An 18,714-nucleotide genomic window follows, 5' to 3' on the forward strand; every position below is an offset into this window, starting at 1 on the left:
TTCTTTCAGAACCAGGAGCCGATCAGCGCGGCCAGGGGCAGGACCGGGATCAAGGCGTCAATACGGTCAAGCACGCCGCCATGGCCGGGCAGCAGGTTGCTGCTGTCCTTGAGGCCGGCGCGGCGCTTGAGCTGGGATTCGAACAGGTCGCCGACGACGGACGCGGCGACGATCAGCAGCAGCGCCAGCAGGGCCAGCGGCCAGCCGAAGCGCTGCTGCAGCTGGTAGGCGAAGGTGTCCCGCAGCCACGGGAAAGAGGCGGCCAGGACTATGCCCAGCGCCGACAGCGCCAGCACGGCGATGCCGCCGCCGATGGCGCCCTCCCACGACTTGCCCGGCGAGATAGACGGCGCCAGCTTGCGCTTGCCGAAGGCCTTGCCGGAGAAATAGGCGCCGATGTCGGCGATCCACACCAGCACCATCACCGACAGCAGGTACAGCGGCGAATGCAGGTAGAGGCCGACGATGGCGAAGAAGCAGGCGAACACGGCGAAGCTGAAGGTGACGCCCATGGACCAGTTGCCGCCGCCCTTGAGCGGCGGCAGGCCCAGGCCCAGCGACGGCACGTAGCGGATCAGCCACAGCAGGCAGGCCACGCCGTACAGCGAATTGACGGCGCCCGGCTTGGCCGAGTACATCAGCAGCACGAACAGGCCGGCGCAGACCACGCCGAACACGCGCGCGGCCATGGCGGACAGGCCGAACAGGCGGGCGCCCTCCCACATCGCGGCGCCGACGAACAGGGTGACGACGACGGCAAACGCTGGGAAATAGTTGAAGAACAGGACCGGCAGCAGCACCGCCAGCAAGATCACAGCGGTAATAATCCTAGTTTTCAGCATCAGCTTGTCTTTTCAGCCAGTTGCGCGCCGGTGCGGCCGAAGCGGCGTTCGCGGTGCTGGTAGGAGGCGATCGCCTCGTCAAGGCACTCGATCGAGAAATCGGGCCAGTAGGTCTCGGTGAAGAACAGTTCCGTGTAGGCCAGCTGCCACAGCAGGAAATTGGAGATGCGCTGCTCGCCGCCGGTGCGGATGAACAGGTCGGGCTCGGGCGCGTAGGCCATCGCCAGGTGCGGCGCCAGCTGCTCCTCGCTGAAGTCGGTCGCGCCGGGGTGGGCGGCGACCATCTTGGCCACCGCCTGCATGATGTCCCAGCGGCCGCCATAGTTGGCGCAGACGGTGACGGTCATGCGGGTGTTGTTGGCGGTCTTGCGCTCGGCCGAGGCGATCATGCCTTGCAGCTTGTCGTCGAAACGGGTCAGGTCGCCGACGACCTTGAGGCGGATATTGTTGGCGTGCAGCTTGGACACTTCGCGGTCCAGCGCGGTCACGAACAGGCGCATCAGCAGCGACACTTCCTCTTCCGGGCGGCGCCAGTTTTCCGAACTGAAGGCGAACACGGTCAGGTATTCGACACCGCGGCGGGCGCAGGCCTCGACCACGGTGCGCACCGCCTCCACGCCCTTGACGTGGCCGGCGACGCGCGGCAGGAAGCGCTTGGTCGCCCAGCGGCCGTTGCCGTCCATGATGATGGCAACGTGGCGCGGCACGTTAGGGGCTTCCGGGACCTCGGTAGTCGAACTCGTATATTTCATGAAAACTTTGGTGCCAAAGTGTTAAGTATTGCAGGTGTGACGCAAAAAGACAAGACGCCAGCATAGCGTACCACCCGCGGGGTCAGTTCCGGCAATCTGCCACGCGTGGCAGATTGCCGGAACTGACCCCGGGGTGGGGAAACCATGCTGGCGCCCCTTGGTATTTAAACCGTCAGAACTTCTTTTTCTTTCTCCGCAACCATCTTGTCGATGTCGACGATGAACTTGTCGGTCAGCTTCTGCACCTCGTCGGTGCCGCGGCGTTCGTCGTCTTCCGAGATCGCCTTGTCCTTGACCAGCTTTTTCATGCCTTCATTGGCATCGCGGCGGATGTTGCGGACGGCGATTTTCGCGTCTTCCGCTTCGCTCTTGACCAGCTTGACCATTTCCTTGCGGCGCTCTTCGGTCAGCGGCGGGGTCGGCACGCGTATCATGTCGCCCTGCGACGACGGGTTCAGGCCCAAGTCGGCGTCGCGGATCGCCTTTTCAATGGTGGCCGCCATCTTCTTCTCGAACGGCTGCACACCGATGGTGCGGGCGTCGATCAGGGTCACGTTGGCCACCTGCGTCAGCGCGGTCGGCGAACCGTAGTACTCGACCTGCACGTGGTCCAGGATGCCGGTGTGGGCGCGGCCGGTGCGGACCTTGGCCAGATCGGCGCGCAAGGTTTCCAGCGATTTGATCATGCGCTCTTGCGCATTCTTTTTAACGTCAGCTACGGACATTGCTGCTCTCCTGTATCGGAATATTATTTAAACGTGAACCAGTGTACCCTCATCCTCGCCCATGATGACGCGCATCAGCGCACCGGGCTTGGTGATGGAAAACACTTTGATCGGCAGCTTCTGGTCGCGGCACAGCGCGAAGGCGGTGGCGTCCATGACTTGCAGATGCTTGGCGATGGCTTCGTCGAAGGTGATCGAGCTGTACAGCGTGGCGTTCGGGTCCTTCTTCGGGTCGGCGGTGTAGACGCCGTCGACCTTGGTTGCTTTCAGGACGATTTCCGCGCTCACTTCCGAGCCGCGCAGCGCCGCCGCGGTGTCGGTGGTGAAGAACGGGTTGCCGGTGCCGGCCGCGAACACGACGACCTTGCCTTCTTCCAGGTACTGCAGCGCTTTCGGGCGCACATACGGCTCCACCACCTGCTCGATGCCGATGGCCGACATCACGCGCGCGGTGATGCCGACATGGCGCATCGCGTCGGCCAGCGCCAGCGCGTTCATGACGGTGGCCAGCATGCCCATGTAGTCGGCGGTGGCGCGGTCCATGCCCTGGGCGCCGGGGGCGACGCCGCGGAAGATGTTGCCGCCGCCGATGACGATCGCCAGTTCCACGCCCAGTTTCGCGACCTCGGCCACATCGGCGACCATCCGTTCGATCGTGCCGCGGTTGATGCCGTAAGGATCATCGCCCATCAGGGCTTCGCCGGACAATTTGAGGAGGACGCGCTTGTAGGCTGGTTTTGACATGAGACGGGGCTCCTAAGTTGGGTTGATTCGGTAAGGCTGCCGGCGCCCATGATACCTTGCCTGGCGCCGGGGACAACTGGTGTTACAGCCAAGATTGCTTGGGTCGGGCTAAAAAAACGGGCCTCTCGGCCCGTTTTCTGAATTACGCTCCTTGGGAAGCAGCCATCTGTGCGGCTACTTCGGCGGCGAAATCGTCGACTTTCTTCTCGATGCCCTCGCCTACCACGTACATGGTGAAGGCTTTGACGGTGGTCGATTTTTCTTTCAGCATCTGCTCGATCGATTGCTTGTCGTTTTTCACGAAAGCCTGGTTCAGCAGCGACACTTCCTTCAGGTACTTCTGTACCGAGCCTTCCAGGCGCTTGGCGACGATGTCGGCAGGCTGCACTGGCTTGCCGGCGGCCACGGCGGCGGCGGCATCTTCGTCAGCTTTCAGCTTGGCAACCGAACGCTCTTTTTCGATCAGTTCGGCAGGAACCTGGTCGGCCGACAGCGACACCGGCTTCATCGCGGCGATGTGCATGGCCACGTCCTTGCCCACTTGCTCGTCGGCGCCGTCGAATTCGACCATCACGCCGATGCGGGTGCCGTGCAGGTACGAAGCCAGCTTGGCGGTGGTTTCGAAACGCTGGAAGCGGCGGATCGACATGTTTTCGCCGATTTTACCGATCAGTGCGGAACGCACTTCGTCCAGGGTCTGGCCGTTGCCGGCTGGCAGTGCCAGCAGGGCTGCGACGTCGGCCGGGTTGTTTTCGGCGACCAGCTTGGCGGCGGTGTTGGCCAGGTTCAGGAAGTCGTCGTTCTTGGCGACGAAGTCGGTTTCCGAGTTCACTTCGATCAGCGCGCCCACGCCGTTGGCGATGTAGGTGGCGACCACGCCTTCGGCGGTGATGCGTGCCGAAGCTTTCGATGCCTTGCCGCCCAGCTTGACGCGCAGGATCTCTTCCGCACGACCCATGTCGCCTTCGGCTTCGGTCAGTGCTTTTTTGCATTCCATCATCGGCGCGTCAGTCTTCGCGCGCAGTTCGCCTACCATTGCTGCAGTAATTGCTGCCATGTGATTCTCCTGTATTCGGTGTTCGGGGGGATGGTGAGCGGCGCTCTAACCATTTACGTTAAAAAAAAGGGGGAGCTGTTGGCCACCCCTTTTTTCCTACTGCTTGCTGCGAACGATTAAGCCTGTTCGGAAACTTCGACGAATTCGTCGCCGGCAGCGGCTTTCACCATTTCAACGACTTCGTTACCTGCGGCAGCACGGCCTTCCAGGATGGCATCTGCCACGCCGCGGGCGTACAGAGTGATGGCTTTCGACGAGTCATCGTTGCCTGGAATGACGAACTGAACGCCTTCTGGCGAGTGGTTGGTGTCGACCACGCCGATGACTGGAATGCCCAGTTTAGCGGCTTCGGTGATCGCGCCTTTATGGTAGCCAACGTCAACGACGAAGATTGCGTCAGGAACGCCGCCCATGTCCTTGATGCCGCCGATCGATTTCTGCAGCTTGATCATTTCGCGTTGGAACATCAGCGCTTCTTTTTTCGACAGCTTCTCTACCGAACCGTCTTCGATCTGGGCTTCCATGTCCTTCAGGCGCTTGATCGAGGTCTTGATGGTTTTGAAGTTGGTCAGCATGCCGCCCAGCCAACGCTGGTCAACGAAAGGAACGCCTGCGCGTGCCGCTTCGGCAGCGATGATTTCGCGCGCTTGACGCTTGGTGCCGACCATCAGGATGGTGCCGCGGTTCGAAGCGACCTGCTTCACGTGCTTCATCGCTTCCTGATACATACCCATCGTCTTTTCCAAGTTGATGATATGGATCTTGTTGCGGTGGCCGAAGATGAACGGAGCCATCTTTGGATTCCAGAAACGGGTTTGGTGACCGAAGTGGACACCGGCTTCCAGCATTTCGCGCATAGTTACGGACATATTAAACTCCAGGGTTGGGTCTGGAATCCGATCAGTCACCATATAGGCACCCTTGTCGACCGGATTCGCGTTTATTAATGTGGATTTCCACGGGATTTTTGCAACATTGCTCAAAACCGAATTCAAGCAACCCGAGATTCTACCCTGAAAACAGCCACTTAGGCAAGCGTCGCACGCACCGGCCACGCCCTTGCACCACCCTGGCGAGCATCCCGCCACATCGTGGTGCGAAATGGGCCCGCCGCAACGCCTGCGCACCAAATTGCGCCGAATCAAATAAAAATACGATCCGGATACGCCACCCATGCCTAAAATGTAATATCATCCGGAAAACATTAATGCATGACAATAACTATTAATCCAGAAGTAGTGCTCCATTACTGAAAGACCTCCGCCATGTCCATCCTGCTTGCCGTGACGCTTGCCGCAGCCTCAGCTGCCCAGCCTAGTTGCTCCTGGGACCACCCCGGTGTCAATCCCTACAAGGGCCGCAGCGGCGACGCCATCGACCGCTATACCGATATTCCGGCCGCCGTGCGCAGCACGCTGCGCCGCCGCATCGAGGAGCAGCAGCCGGACGACATGGTCACCATCACCCGCGACGGCATCAGCGGCAAGAACCAGTACGACCCGGCGATCCGCGACATGCACTTCGGCGCCGCCTCCGTGTGCGCCACCGTCACCCGCAGCAAGTGGACGGAAAACCACCAGGAACCGGCCGCCGTCTATTGCGTCGACCAGCACTGCATCCTGGTGCCCAAGATTTGCGGCAACGTCAGCCGAATCTCGCGCCTGCCGACGGCGGCGCTGGCAAAGAGCGGCGGCGAACGACCGCGTGCGGCGCCGACCGGCCACGCCCCGCGCAACCTGGGCGACCGGCTCAATAGCAAGGATCTGGGCCTTGCCGACGCCGAGCCGCACGACATGCCCGCCGATGAAAGCGACGCCGAACGCGACAAGCACATCGACGCCGCCCGGGACGCAGCCGACAAGCTGGCGCGCCAGGCCGCCGGCCAGGGCGTGGAGGAATTCAACCTCGACGAGGATGAATTCCAGATCGACGCGCATGGCCGCCTGTCCGGTCTCTACGGCCGCCATTCGCCGTTTGCCTCCTTCGACGAGGACGAGAACACCGATTTTCTCACCCCGGCGCCAGTGCCGGAAGCGGACACCTGGGCCATGCTGCTGGCCGGCCTCGGCCTGGTCGGCTTCGCCGCCCGCCGCGCCCGGCGCAAGCAAGGCGGCTCCCAGCCGGACTGAGCTGCTCCGCCCACCGTGCATCTCCGCACGCGAAGAGGCGGCTGTCGTTTATAATTTCAACCTACTGCACGCCGCGAGCCGACCCTGTCCGCTCGCCGCCTGCGTTTTTACCGTTTACCTTGCTGATTGCGATCCACTATGTCCATCTCCATTAAATCCGCTGAAGATATCGAAGGCATGCGCGTGGCCGGCCGCCTGGGCTCCGAAGTGCTCGACTACATCACGCCCTTCGTCAAGCCCGGCGTGACCACCGGTGAGCTGGATCGCCTTTGCCACGAATACATGGTCAATGTCCAGGGCACCATCCCGGCGCCGCTGAACTACTGCCCGCCGGGCTACACGCCCTACCCGAAAGCCATCTGCACCTCGGTCAACGACGTCATCTGCCACGGCATCCCGGGCGACAAGGTGCTCAAGAACGGCGACGTGGTCAACCTCGACATCACCGTCATCAAGGACGGCTACCACGGCGACAACAGCCGCATGTTCTTCATCGGCGAACCGTCGATCATGGCCAAGCGCCTGTCCGACATCACCTACGAGTGCATGTGGCTGGGCATCGCCAAGGTCAAGCCGGGCGCGCACCTGGGCGACATCGGCCACGTGATCCAGCAGCACGCGGAAAAAGCCGGCTACAGCGTGGTGCGCGAGTTCTGCGGCCACGGCATCGGCAAGATCTTCCACGAAGAGCCGCAGGTGCTGCACTACGGCCGTCCGGGCACCCTGGACGAGCTCAAGCCGGGCATGATCTTCACCATCGAGCCGATGATCAACGCCGGCAAGCGCGAAATCCGCGAAATGGGCGACGGCTGGACCATCAAGACCAAGGACCGCAGCCTGTCGGCGCAGTGGGAACACACCATCCTGGTCACCGAGACCGGCTACGAAGTGCTGACCCTGTCGGCCGGCAGCCCGCCGCCGCCGGCGTTCATCACCGGCGCGGCGCCGGCCAACGCCGCGCCGGTCGCGGCGTAAGCCCGGATGTCGACCGCCGCGATGAAGAAGGAACTGCGCGAGCAACTCAAGCGCCAGCTGAAAGCCGACCGCCAGGTCGTCATCGCCGGCTTCCAGGCCGACGGCATGCCGGAAAAGCTGCTGCGCAGCCTGCGCCAGAGCGTCGACGCGGTGCTGACCACGGCCTGGCATGAAGCCCGGCTGCCGGCCAACACCGCCCTGATCGGCGTCGGCGGCTACGGCCGCGGCGAGCTGTTCCCCTACTCCGACGTCGACCTGCTGATCCTGCTGGAACAGCCGCCCGACGCCGCCACCACCGAAAAGCTGGAAGAACTGGTGCAGCTGCTGTGGGACCTGGGCCTGGAGATCGGCCACAGCATCCGCACGGTGGACGAGTGCCTGACCGAGTCGGCGGCCGACATCACGGTGCAAACCAGCCTGCTCGAAGCGCGCATCATCTGCGGCGACGAGCCGCTGTTCGCGCAGCTGCAGGCGCGCTACACGGCGGCGATGGACCCGCGCGCCTTCTACCACGCCAAGGTGCTGGAGATGCGCCAGCGCCACGCCAAATACGAGGACACCGCCTTCAGCCTGGAGCCGAACTGCAAGGAAAGCCCGGGCGGCCTGCGCGACCTGCAGGTGATCCTGTGGATGGTCAAGGCCGCCGGCCTGGCCAATTCCTGGCGCACCTTGGCCACGTCCGGCCTGATCACGCAGACCGAGGCGAAGCAGCTGATGGAAAAGGAGCGCGCCTTCAAGGACATCCGCGTGCGCCTGCACCTGCACGCGGGCCGGCGCGAAGACCGGCTGGTGTTCGACGTGCAGACGGCCATCGCCGAATCGCTGGGCCTGACCGCCACCGGCAGCGGCGTGCACATGCGCCGCGCCAGCGAATACCTGATGCAGCGCTACTACTGGGCCGCCAAGACGGTCACGCAACTGAACACCATCCTGCTGCAGAACATCGAGGAGCGGCTATTCCCCAAATCCGGCGAGGCGGTGCGCATCAACGAGCGCTTCAACGACGTCAACGGCCTGATCGACATCAGCGCCGACGACACGTTCGAGAAGACGCCGTCGGCGATGCTGGAGATCTTCGTGCTGATGACCGAGCGGCCGTCGCTCAAGGGCATGAGTTCGCGCACCACGCGCGCGCTGTGGCACGAGCGCTTCAAGATCGACGCCGCCTTCCGCGCCGATCCGGTCAACCGCGCGCTGTTCCTGCGCATCATGCAGGCGCCGGTGGGCATCATCCACGCGCTGCGGCGCATGAACGACATGTCCATCCTGGGCCGCTACCTGCCCAACTTCCGCAAGATCGTCGGCCAGATGCAGCACGACCTGTTCCACGTCTACACGGTGGACCAGCACATCCTGATGGTGGTGCGCAACATGCGCCGCTTCTCGATGGCCGAGCACGCGCACGAATACCCGTTCTGCAGCCAGCTGATGGCCAACTTCCCGCAACCGTGGCTGCTGTACCTGGGCGCGCTGTTCCACGACATCGCCAAGGGCCGCGGCGGCGACCACTCGAAGCTGGGCATGGCCGACACCGAGCAGTTCTGCCGCGACCACGGCCTCAGCGACGAGGACACGGAACTGGCGGTGTTCCTGGTCGAGAACCACCTGACCATGTCGCAGGTGGCGCAAAAGCAGGACCTGTCCGATCCCGACGTCATCGCCTCCTTCGCCAGGGTGGTCAAGGACGAGCGCCACCTGACCGCGCTGTACCTGCTGACGGTGGCCGACATCCGCGGCACCAGCCCGAAGGTGTGGAACGCGTGGAAGGCCAAGCTGCTCGAGGACTTGTACCGCATCACGCTGCGCGTGCTGGGCGGCGAGCCGCACAGCGCCGACCACGAACTGAAGAACCGCCAGCAGGAAGCGCTGGCGACCCTGCGCCTGTACGGTCTGCCGCCGGACGCGCACGAAGCGTTCTGGAAGCAGCTCGACGTCGCCTACTTCCTGCGCCACGACGCCTCCGACATCGCCTGGCAGACGCGCGCGCTGTACGACCGCTTCACCAGCGACAGGCCGGTGGTCAAATGCCGGCTGGCGCCGATCGGCGAAGGCCTGCAGGTGGCCGTCTACATCAAGGACCAGCCGGACCTGTTCGCGCGCATCTGCAGCTATTTCGACCGCAAGAACTTCAGCATCCTCGACGCCAAGATCCACACCACGCGCCACGGCTACGCGCTCGACACCTTCCTGGTCACCGAGCAGAACTTCGCCAAGAGCTACCGCGACATCATCAGCCTGATCGAGCACGAGCTGTGCGGCGTGCTGACCACGCCCGAGCCGCTGCCGGCGCCGGGCAAGGGCCGGCTGTCGCGGCTGTCGCGCACCTTCCCCATCCAGCCGACGGTGGACCTGCGGCCGGACGAGCGCGGCCAGTACTACCTGCTGTCGGTGGCCGCCAACGACCGCACCGGCCTGCTGTACTCGATCGCCAACGTGCTGACCAAGTACAAGATCAACCTGCACACGGCCAAGATCATGACCCTGGGCGAGCGCGTCGAGGACGTGTTCCTGATCGACGGCGCCACGCTGAGCAACGCCCGCAGCCAGATCCAGCTTGAAACCGACCTGCTGGACGCGATCAAGGTATAAACTGGCTTCACTCTCTATAGAAAACGCATCATGTCAGAAGAATTATTACGCCTGTCCAAACGCATGTCCGAACTGGGCCTGTGCTCGCGCCGCGAGGCTGACGAGTGGATAGCGCGCGGCTGGGTACGGGTGGACGGCCAGGTCGTCTCCGAACTCGGCACCAAGATCTATCCGAGCCAGCGCGTCACCGTCGAGCGCCAGGCCGCCGCCGAGCAGTCCAAGCGGGTGACGGTGCTGATCAACAAGCCCATGGGCTACGTCAGCGGCCAGGCCGAGGACGGCTACCAGCCGGCCGTGGTGCTGGTCAAGCCGGAAAACCGCTGGCCGGACGATCCGTCGCCGGAAATCTTCCACCCGACGCAGCTGCGCTCGCTGGTGCCGGCCGGCCGCCTGGACATCGATTCGGTCGGCCTGCTGGTGCTGACCCAGGACGGCCGCGTGGCCAAGCACCTGATCGGCGAAACCACCGACGTCGACAAGGAATACCTGGTGCGCGTCGAGTACACCAAGCCGGGCAAGCTGCCCGACAGCGACCTCAAAAAGCTCAACCATGGCCTGTGGATGGACGGCAAGCCGCTGCTGCCGGCCAAGGTGCGCTGGCAAAACGACGACCAGCTCAGCTTCACCTTGCGCGAAGGCAAGAAACGCCAGATCCGCCGCATGTGCGACATGGTGGGCCTGAAAGTTGTCGGCTTGAAACGGGTTCGCATCGGCAAAGTCAAGCTGGGCGACCTGCCGGTCGGCCAGTGGCGCTATTTGCGCCCGGAAGAGCAGTTCTGACCTGGACATCGTGGAAAAGAATGCACATTTACTGAAATATTCTTGCCAATTAGCAAGCCAAGAGCGCGAATAAATTGTAAACTGTGTAGATCGACCTCGCATTGTAGAAGTCATTATCAAAGAGATATGCCGTCGTGAACGATCCCATACCAAATGAATTTCGCCGCGGCCCTCCCAGCCTAAAAGATGCTGTGGAACCAATACCGGCGGGTTCGAAGCCACATGACATGACCGACGAGCATGATATCGGTGATTCATTGACCCTGCTCTCCGACAACGGCGATCCGATCTCCATTTATCCCGCCAGCTCCACCAATGTGGTGATGGCGCGCATCAAGTCGGTCGACCCGGAAAATCCCTATTTCGTGCTGGAGCTCAACGAGGGCGAGGTCATCCCGCCCGGCGAGGCCACCTTCGTCGCCTGGCTGCGCTCGGCCAAGGTGCAGTTCAAGCTGACGTCGCCGGACTGGGCGTCGCAGCCGGACGAACCGACCTTGATCCCGCTGGACTTCCCGACCAAGTGCCTGGTGCTGAACCGCCGCTCGTCGACGCGGCTGGAAACGCCGCTGGGCATCTACTACATGGCCTCGTTCGTGTTGAACGGCAAGCCCTACGAGCTGCAGCTGTACGACTTCTCGGCCGGTGGCGTCGGCATGCGGGCCCCGCCGCGCGATTGCCAGGGCCTGTACGTGGGCCGCAAGCTGCAGCGCGTGCGGCTCGAGCTGGGCCCCGATTCGGTGATGATCGCCGACCTGGAAGTGCGGCTGTCGCGCACCTTCCGCTCCTTCCTGCTGGGCGAGCAGGTGCAGATCGGCTGCCAGTTCATCAACCTGTCGCCGGTGATGCAGGAAGAACTGGCGCGCCTGCTGGACAAGCTCAGCACCAGCAAACAGCGCTAGCCCCCTGGTCCGGCACATAAATTGCTTAAAAAGCAGCTTACACAGCTGCTTTTTTTTATGGGCCCGGCATGACTACAACACAGCGCATCGTCAAGATCCGGCGCGACTACAACACCTGGGTGGCCAACGAAACCATCGAGGACTACGCGCTGCGCTACACGCCGCGCGCGTTCCGCAAATGGTCGGTGTTCCGCGTCTCGAACACCGCGTTCGGCGCGATCTCGTTCCTGGTGCTGGAAGCGATAGGCGGCACCATCACCGTCAACTACGGCTTCATCAACGCGCTGTGGGCCATCATGGCGGTCGGCCTGATCATCTTCCTGACCGGCCTGCCGATCAGCTACTACGCCGCCAAGTACGGCGTCGACATGGACCTGCTGACGCGCGGTGCCGGCTTCGGCTACATCGGCTCGACGATATCGTCGTTCGTCTACGCCTCGTTCACCTTCATCCTGTTCGCGCTGGAGGCGGCCATCATGGCCTATGCGCTGGAGCTGTACTTCCACCTGCCGCTCTACCTCGGCTACATGGCCAGCGCGCTGGTGGTCATTCCGCTGGTGACCCACGGCGTCACCCTGATCAGCCGCATCCAGATGCTGACGCAGCCGGTGTGGCTGGTGCTGATGGCCCTGCCCTTCATCGCCATCCTGCAGAAGCAGCCGGAACTGCCGGCGCAGCTGCTGGCCTACGCCGGCCGCTCCGGCCAGAACGGCCACTTCAACGTGCTGATGTTCGGCGCCGCCACGGCGGTCGGCGTGGCGCTCATCACGCAGATCGGCGAGCAGGTCGACTTCCTGCGCTTCATGCCGGAGAAGACCGCCGCCAACCGCCTGCGCTGGCACCTGGGCGTGCTGGTCGCGGGGCCGGGCTGGATCCTGCTCGGCATCGCCAAGATGCTGGGCGGCGCGCTGCTGGCCTTCCTGGCGATCAGCAGCGCCGTGCCGCTGGAGCAGGCCGTCAACCCGACGCAGATGTACCTGGCCGGCTTCGGCCAGGTGTTCGCCTCGCCGCAGGTCGCGCTGCTGGCGACGGCGCTGCTGGTGGTCATCTCGCAGGTGAAGATCAACATGACCAACGCCTATGCCGGCTCGCTGGCGTGGTCGAACTTCTTCGCGCGGCTGACGCACAGCCATCCGGGCCGCGTGGTGTGGGCCGTGTTCAACGCGCTGATCGCCGTGCTGCTGATGGAGCTGGACGTGTTTCAGGCGCTGGACCAGGTGCTGGGCCTGTATTCGAACATCGCCATCTCGTGGATCACGGCCGTGGTGGCCGACCTGGTCATCAACAAGCCGCTGGGCCTGAGCCCCAAGGGCATCGAATTCCGTCGCGCGTATTTGTACGACATCAATCCGGTCGGCGTCGGCGCCATGCTGCTGGCGTCGGCCTTGTCGGTGGCGGCCTTCATGGGCTTGTTCGGCCAGCAGGCGCAGGCCTTCTCCGCCTTCATCGCGCTGCTGACGGCGCTGGTGGCCTCGCCGCTGATCGCCGTGGCGACCAAAGGCAAGTACTACATCGCCCGCAAGCAGGAACACGTGCACAGCAAGACCTGCGTGATCTGCGAAAAGGAATACGAGTCGGAGGACATGGCGCACTGCCCGGCCTACCAGGGGTCGATCTGCTCGCTGTGCTGCTGCCTCGACGCGCGCTGCAACGACGTCTGCAAGCCGCACGCCAAGGTGTCGGCGCAATGGCAGGACGCGATGCGCGCGATGCTGCCGCAGTCGCTGGCGCGCTACCTGAGCAGCGGGCTGGGACATTACCTGCTGCTGATGATAGTCACCGTGCTGTTCCTCGGCGCGCTGCTCGGCCTGATCTACTACCATGAGCAATCGGTGCTGCCGGCCGGCGACGCGGCGCTGCTGCCGCAGCTGCAACTGGTGTTCTTCAAGATCTTCGCGGCGCTGCTGCTCACCAGCGGCATCGTCGCCTGGTGGCTGGTGCTGACCAGCGAAAGCCGCCGCGTGGCGCAGGAGGAATCGAACCGCCAGACCGGCCTGCTGACGCGCGAGATCGAACTGCACGGCCAGACCGACGCCCAGCTGCAGCAGGCCAAGAAGACCGCCGACCAGGCCAACCAGGCCAAGAGCCGCTACATCGCCGGCATCAGCCACGAGATCCGCACGCCGCTCAATTCGATACTGGGCTACGCGCAACTGCTGGACAACGATCCGTCCATCCCCGAGCACCGCCAGCAGGCGATCCGCGTGATCCGCAGCAGCGGCGAGCACCTGCTGTCGCTGATCGAGGGCACGCTGGACATCGCCCGCATCGAAGGCGGCAAGTTCAACTTCGACATGAAGGAGCTGAACTTCCCCGACTTCATCGGCCAGATCGTGCGCATGTTCGAACTGCAGGCGGCCAACAAGGGGCTGAGCTTCCGCTACGAGCTGACCGGCGCGCTGCCGCGCATCGTGCGCGCCGACCGCAAGCGGCTGGGGCAAATCCTCATCAACATCCTCGGCAACGCCGTCAAGTTCACCAGCAGCGGCGGCATCGTGCTGCGGCTGCAGTACGCGCGCGAGATGGCCTCGTTCGAGATCGAGGACACCGGACCAGGCATCCTGCAGGAGGAGATCGACCACATCTTCGAGCCGTTCTCGCGCGGCAGCGCCAGCGCGCACGCCAACGCCAGCGGCACCGGCCTCGGACTGCCGATCTCCAAGATGCTGACGCAGCTGATGGGCGGCGAACTGAATATCCGCAGCATGCCCGAACAAGGCAGCGTATTCCACATCCGTTTGTTCCTGCCCAGCGTGCACGTCTCCGGCAGGGAGCTGAAGGAGCTGGAGCAGCCCGAGCGCCAGCGCACCGGCTATCGCGGCCCGCGCCGCCGCATCCTGGTGGTGGACAACGAGCGGGTCGACCGCGAGATGCTGCTCAACATACTGGCGCCACTGGGCTTCGACGTGGCGCTGGCCGAGTCGGGTCTCGAATGCCTGGACCTGCACGCGTCGTTCCAGCCGGACCTGATCCTGATGGACCTCGCGATGCCGGCCATGGACGGCTGGGAAGCGAGCTACATCCTGCGCCGCCGACAGCTGTCCACGGTGCCGATCGCCATCGTCTCGGCCAACGCCTTCGACAAGGGCATGGAGAACGCGGCCGGCATCACGGCGGCGGACTTCATCGTCAAACCGGTCAACGTGGCCGAGCTGCTGGACTGGATAGGCCGGCGGCTGACGCTGGAATGGATCACGCAGCCGGGCATCGGCATCGAGGTGGCGGCCGCCGCGCCGGAACTGGCGCAGCTGGTGTTTCCGCCGGCCGCGCACCTGGAAGCGCTGAATGAACTGATACGCATCGGCTACGTGCGCGGCATCCAGAACAAGCTCGATGAAATCAGCGCGCTCGACGCGCGCTACCTGCACTTCACGCAAACCATGCGCAATTTCGCGGCTCGCTTCCAGCTGGATGCGATGGCCGATTTCGTCCTGAGGAACAAGAGCGATGAACTTCAACATTGAACCCGCGCGCGGCAATATCGTCCTGGTGGTGGACGACGTTCCGGAAAACCTGGCCGTGCTGCACGACGCGCTGGACGAATCAGGCTTCACGGTCCTCGTCGCCAACAACGGCGAAGCGGCCCTGCAGCGCGCCGCCGAGGCGCAACCGGACATCATCCTGCTGGACGCCATCATGCCCGGCATGGACGGCTTCGAAACCTGCCGCCGGCTCAAGGCCAGCCTGGCGACGAAGCAGATCCCGGTGGTCTTCATGACGGGTCTGACCGAAGCCGAACACGTGGTGGCGGCGTTTGCCGCCGGCGGCAACGACTACGTCACCAAGCCGCTGCGCACCAGCGAGGTGCTGGCGCGGATCGCCGCCCACATGCAGACGGCGCAGCTGATGGACCAGGCCCGCAGCGCGCTGGACGCCTTTGGCAACGCCGTCATCGCGATGACGCCGCGCGACGGCAAGATTGTCTGGCAAACCCCGCTGGCACGCACGCTGATGCAGGGCTACGCGGTCGACGGCGAGCTGGCCCCGTGGCTGGAAGCGACGCAGGCCGCGCACAGCCAGGGCCAGTCGCACCCGCCGCTGGCGCTGATACGCGGCGCGCGGCGGCTGATCTTCTCGGCGGCGGAGTTCAGCGAAAACGCGCAGTGGATGATCGTGCTGCGCGAGGAATCGGACGCCGCGCAAATCGAAAAGCTGATGGCGTCCTTCAAGCTGACGCAGCGCGAATCGGAGGTACTGAACTGGGTCATCAAGGGCAAGACCAACCGCGACATCGGCGACATCCTCGGCACCAGCCCGCGCACGGTCAACAAGCATCTGGAACACGTGTTCGTCAAACTGGGCGTGGAAACCCGCACCTCAGCAGCCTCCGTCGCGCTGACGAAACTCGCCTGATTGCGATTTGGCTTACACTTGATGGATGACCAAAGAACACGAACTACGGCAATCCAAGCGGCTGGCGCTGGCGCTGCTGGCGGCGGCGACGGCCGTCTTCATCATCACGTCCCTGCTGCCGCGCGGCTTCTGGGTCGATGGCGTGCGCGCCGTGTCCGAGGCGGCGATGGTCGGCGCGCTGGCCGACTGGTTCGCGGTGGTGGCGCTGTTCCGCAAGGTGCCCATCCCGTTCATCTCGCGCCATACCAGCATCATCCCCAATAACAAGAACAAAATCGCCGACAACCTTGCCGGCTTCGTCGAGGACAAGTTCCTCAAGCCCGAGGCGCTGGCCGAGGTCATACTGAAAAACGATCCCGCCACCAATGTCGCGCAATGGCTGGAACGGCCGGAGAACCGCCGCTTCCTGTCCTCGTACCTGATCAAGCTGGTGCCGGAAATGCTGTCGATGGCGGACGACGCCAGCATCCAGAAGCTGCTGCGCGACGCCCTCGACGCGGCCGTCGACAAGCTGGAGCTGTCGCAGGCGCTGGGCGGCCTGCTCGATGGACTGACGAAGGACGGCCGCCACCAGGAACTGCTCGACGACGGCATCGCGGCGCTGATCGCGATGATGAACAAGCCGTCCAGCCGCGAGCTGATCGCCGGCCTGATCGCGGCCTGGCTCAAGCGCGAACACGCCGCCATGGAACTGGTGCTGCCGACCTCCTGGCTCAGCGAAAACGGCGCCGTCATGATCGCCAACACCTTGAACAACATCATGGAAAACGTCGCGGCGGACAAGGGGCACAAGCTGCGCGTCCGCTTCGACGACATGGTGCGGCACTTCGTGGTCCGCCTCCAGTCCGATCCCGCCTTCATCGCCAAGGGCGAGGACCTCAAGCGCTACCTGCGCGACGGCGACGTCTTCAACACCTACATCAAGGATTTGTGGATCGGCGTGCGGACGTGGGTAAAGAACGACATCGAAACCGAGCACTCCAAACTCAACGACGGCATCGTCAAAGCCAGCCAGTGGCTCAGCGAGGAGCTGCTAAGCCACCCCGAGATGCGCGCCTCGCTCAACCAGCACCTGGCCTCCATGGCCCAGACACTGGCGCCGGCCTTCTCGCGCTTCCTGACGCGCCATATCAGCGACACCGTCAAAGCCTGGGACGAAAAGGACATGTCACGCCAGATTGAACTCAACATCGGCAAGGACCTGCAGTTCATCCGCGTCAACGGAACGCTGGTGGGAGGCTTGATCGGGCTGTTGTTGTATGCGAGCTCGCAGGTGATGGGGATGGCCGGCGCCTGGCTGCACTACTGACTCTCATGTTAGGATTGAACCGTTTGACATCCGATTAACGATACGGGCCGTCGGCGTGACCAAATTCCGTCTTACCTTCGTATTCCTCGCTATATGCGCCGCGTCCGCGCGGGCCGCCGATATTCCGGTGACGATCTACGCCGACGCCGGCTATCCGCCCTACTCCTACGAAAAAGACGGCAAGCCCGCCGGCCTGTATTACGAGATCGTCCGCGCCGCCTTCGCCCGCATGCGCGGCTACAAGATCGACGTGCAGGCCGTGCCCTGGAAGCGCGGCATGGCGCTGATCCGGTCGGGCGCCGGCTTCGCGCTGTATCCGCCCTACCTGAACACCAAGGACGAACCGTGGACCTGGCCATACTCGCTGCCGCTGTACGAGGAGCGCGTGGCCGCCGTCTGCCGCAAGGATGTGCTGGCGGCTAAGCCGCGCAAGCGCTGGCCGGAGGATTTTTACGGCCTCACGATAGGCAACAACGCCGGCTTCATCGTCGGCGGCGAGGCCTTCGAGAAGGCGGTACGCGCCGGCAGCCTGCGCGTGGAGGAAGGCAAGGACAGCGCCACCAACATTCTCAAGCTGGGCATGAAACGCATCGATTGCTACATCAACGACCGCGTCTCGATCCAGTGGACGCTCAACCAGCTCAAGGCCGAAGGCAAATACGACGAAGGCGGCGCCCACGCCGAACTGGCCGAAGCGACCGTCATCGCGGTGGAGCAAGGCTTCCTCGGCTTCACGGACCGCGACAACGGTAAGTTCACGTACAAGTCAGACTTCGTCAGGCAGTTCGACACCATCATCTACCAGATGAAGCGCACCGGCGAAATCGACAACATCGCCCGCGGCTTCTTCAAGACTCACTAGACCGCCAGGTGGCGCTTGACGTCAGGGTCGTTCATCGCGGCCTGGGCGCCGGAGGCCACCACCTCGCCGCGCGACAGCACCATGAACTGGTCCGCCAGCTCGTGGGCGAAATCGAAGTACTGTTCGCACAGCAGTATCGCCATGTCGCCGCGCTGGCGCAGCAGCCGGATCACGTTGCCGATGTCCTTGATGATCGACGGCTGGATACCCTCGGTCGGCTCGTCGAGGATGATCAGCTTGGGTTCGGCCAGCAGCGCGCGGGCGATCGCCAGTTGCTGCTGCTGGCCGCCGGACAGGTCGCCGCCGCGCCGGTGCAGCATATCCTTCAGCACAGGGAACAGTTCGTACACCTCGCCCTTGATGGTGGACGCTTTCTTGCCGCTGTGGGTGGCAAGCCCCATCAACAGATTTTCCTCCACCGTCAGCCGGGCGAAGATCTCCCGACCCTGCGGCACATAGGCGATGCCGGACCGCGCCCGCTGGTGCGGCGCCATGCGCGTGATGTCGCATCCCTCCAGTCTGACCGTGCCGGCCGATACCGGCAGCACGCCCATCAGGCACTTGAGCAAGGTGGTCTTGCCGACACCGTTGCGGCCCAGCAGTGCCATGCACTTGCCCCGTTCCAGCTCCAGCGATACGCCGCGCAAGGTGTGCGAGGAACCGTAGTACTGGTTGATTTTTTCAACTTGCAGCATATT

At 63.7% G+C, this 18,714-nt stretch carries 16 protein-coding genes; 9 read left to right on the forward strand and 7 right to left on the reverse strand.

The window, feature by feature from the left end; genetic code table 11:
• Nucleotides 1-5: 5 nt before the first annotated feature.
• From ACSQ3S_RS19600 to rpsB, 6 genes are all read right to left on the reverse strand, one after another.
• Entirely contained in the window at nucleotides 6-842 is an 837-nt protein-coding gene (locus tag ACSQ3S_RS19600; RefSeq protein WP_436143492.1) for a phosphatidate cytidylyltransferase, read from the reverse strand.
• Nucleotides 842-1,594 (reverse strand): polyprenyl diphosphate synthase, encoded by a 753-nt coding sequence (uppS, locus tag ACSQ3S_RS19605; RefSeq protein WP_176651098.1) that lies wholly within the window; start codon nucleotides 1,592-1,594, stop codon nucleotides 842-844. Before uppS ends, ACSQ3S_RS19600 begins: the two co-directional genes overlap by 1 nt.
• 164 nt (nucleotides 1,595-1,758) lie before the next feature.
• On the reverse strand, nucleotides 1,759-2,319 hold the full coding sequence (frr, locus tag ACSQ3S_RS19610) for a ribosome recycling factor (protein ID WP_176651099.1): 561 nt from the start codon (nucleotides 2,317-2,319) through the stop codon (nucleotides 1,759-1,761).
• 27 nt (nucleotides 2,320-2,346) lie between these two features.
• Nucleotides 2,347-3,063, reverse strand: coding sequence for a UMP kinase (gene pyrH, locus ACSQ3S_RS19615; RefSeq protein ID WP_176651100.1), 717 nt, complete (start codon nucleotides 3,061-3,063; stop codon nucleotides 2,347-2,349).
• Nucleotides 3,064-3,205: 142 nt separating this feature from the next.
• Nucleotides 3,206-4,120, reverse strand: coding sequence for a translation elongation factor Ts (tsf, locus tag ACSQ3S_RS19620; protein ID WP_176651101.1), 915 nt, complete (start codon nucleotides 4,118-4,120; stop codon nucleotides 3,206-3,208).
• Nucleotides 4,121-4,236: 116 nt separating this feature from the next.
• Nucleotides 4,237-4,989 carry a 30S ribosomal protein S2 gene (gene rpsB / locus ACSQ3S_RS19625; protein ID WP_176651293.1) on the reverse strand — a complete coding sequence of 251 codons (753 nt, stop codon included), beginning with the start codon at nucleotides 4,987-4,989 and terminating at the stop codon, nucleotides 4,237-4,239.
• A 396-nt stretch (nucleotides 4,990-5,385) separates the two neighbouring features.
• Between rpsB and ACSQ3S_RS19630 the strand changes: the two genes are divergently transcribed.
• The 9 genes from ACSQ3S_RS19630 to ACSQ3S_RS19670 all read left to right on the forward strand — a co-directional run bounded on the left by ACSQ3S_RS19630 (nucleotide 5,386) and on the right by ACSQ3S_RS19670 (nucleotide 18,016).
• Complete coding sequence (locus ACSQ3S_RS19630) at nucleotides 5,386-6,249, forward strand: MHFG family PEP-CTERM protein (protein WP_436143493.1); 864 nt, start codon at nucleotides 5,386-5,388, stop codon at nucleotides 6,247-6,249.
• Nucleotides 6,250-6,387: 138 nt separating this feature from the next.
• Complete coding sequence (map, locus tag ACSQ3S_RS19635; protein WP_353404521.1) at nucleotides 6,388-7,224, forward strand: type I methionyl aminopeptidase; 837 nt, start codon at nucleotides 6,388-6,390, stop codon at nucleotides 7,222-7,224.
• Nucleotides 7,225-7,230: 6 nt separating this feature from the next.
• Nucleotides 7,231-9,813, forward strand: a complete 2,583-nt coding sequence (locus ACSQ3S_RS19640; protein WP_436143494.1) for a [protein-PII] uridylyltransferase — start codon at nucleotides 7,231-7,233, stop codon at nucleotides 9,811-9,813.
• Between the two features lie 30 nt (nucleotides 9,814-9,843).
• Nucleotides 9,844-10,593, forward strand: a complete 750-nt coding sequence (locus ACSQ3S_RS19645) for a pseudouridine synthase (RefSeq protein WP_008449305.1) — start codon at nucleotides 9,844-9,846, stop codon at nucleotides 10,591-10,593.
• A gap of 227 nt (nucleotides 10,594-10,820) precedes the next feature.
• A complete protein-coding gene (locus ACSQ3S_RS19650) occupies nucleotides 10,821-11,492 on the forward strand; it encodes a flagellar brake protein (RefSeq protein ID WP_176651104.1) in 672 nt (223 codons plus the stop codon).
• A 68-nt stretch (nucleotides 11,493-11,560) separates the two neighbouring features.
• A complete protein-coding gene (locus ACSQ3S_RS19655) occupies nucleotides 11,561-14,956 on the forward strand; it encodes a hybrid sensor histidine kinase/response regulator (RefSeq protein WP_436143495.1) in 3,396 nt (1,131 codons plus the stop codon).
• Entirely contained in the window at nucleotides 14,940-15,845 is a 906-nt protein-coding gene (locus ACSQ3S_RS19660; RefSeq protein ID WP_436143496.1) for a response regulator, read from the forward strand. The genes ACSQ3S_RS19655 and ACSQ3S_RS19660 overlap by 17 nt, the downstream gene beginning before the upstream one ends.
• 25 nt (nucleotides 15,846-15,870) lie before the next feature.
• Nucleotides 15,871-17,154 carry a DUF445 domain-containing protein gene (locus tag ACSQ3S_RS19665; protein WP_436143497.1) on the forward strand — a complete coding sequence of 428 codons (1,284 nt, stop codon included), beginning with the start codon at nucleotides 15,871-15,873 and terminating at the stop codon, nucleotides 17,152-17,154.
• A 55-nt stretch (nucleotides 17,155-17,209) separates the two neighbouring features.
• Complete coding sequence (locus ACSQ3S_RS19670; RefSeq protein ID WP_436143498.1) at nucleotides 17,210-18,016, forward strand: substrate-binding periplasmic protein; 807 nt, start codon at nucleotides 17,210-17,212, stop codon at nucleotides 18,014-18,016.
• On the opposite strand, the gene urtE is transcribed toward ACSQ3S_RS19670, so the two are convergent.
• Entirely contained in the window at nucleotides 18,013-18,711 is a 699-nt protein-coding gene (gene urtE, locus ACSQ3S_RS19675; protein ID WP_436143499.1) for an urea ABC transporter ATP-binding subunit UrtE, read from the reverse strand. The two genes, ACSQ3S_RS19670 and urtE, sit on opposite strands and share 4 nt — an antisense overlap.
• Nucleotides 18,712-18,714: the final 3 nt, after the last annotated feature.

The sequence above is a fragment of the Duganella sp. LjRoot269 genome, from assembly GCF_964254095.1.
GTDB classification, from domain to species: domain Bacteria; phylum Pseudomonadota; class Gammaproteobacteria; order Burkholderiales; family Burkholderiaceae_D; genus Rugamonas; species Rugamonas hordei.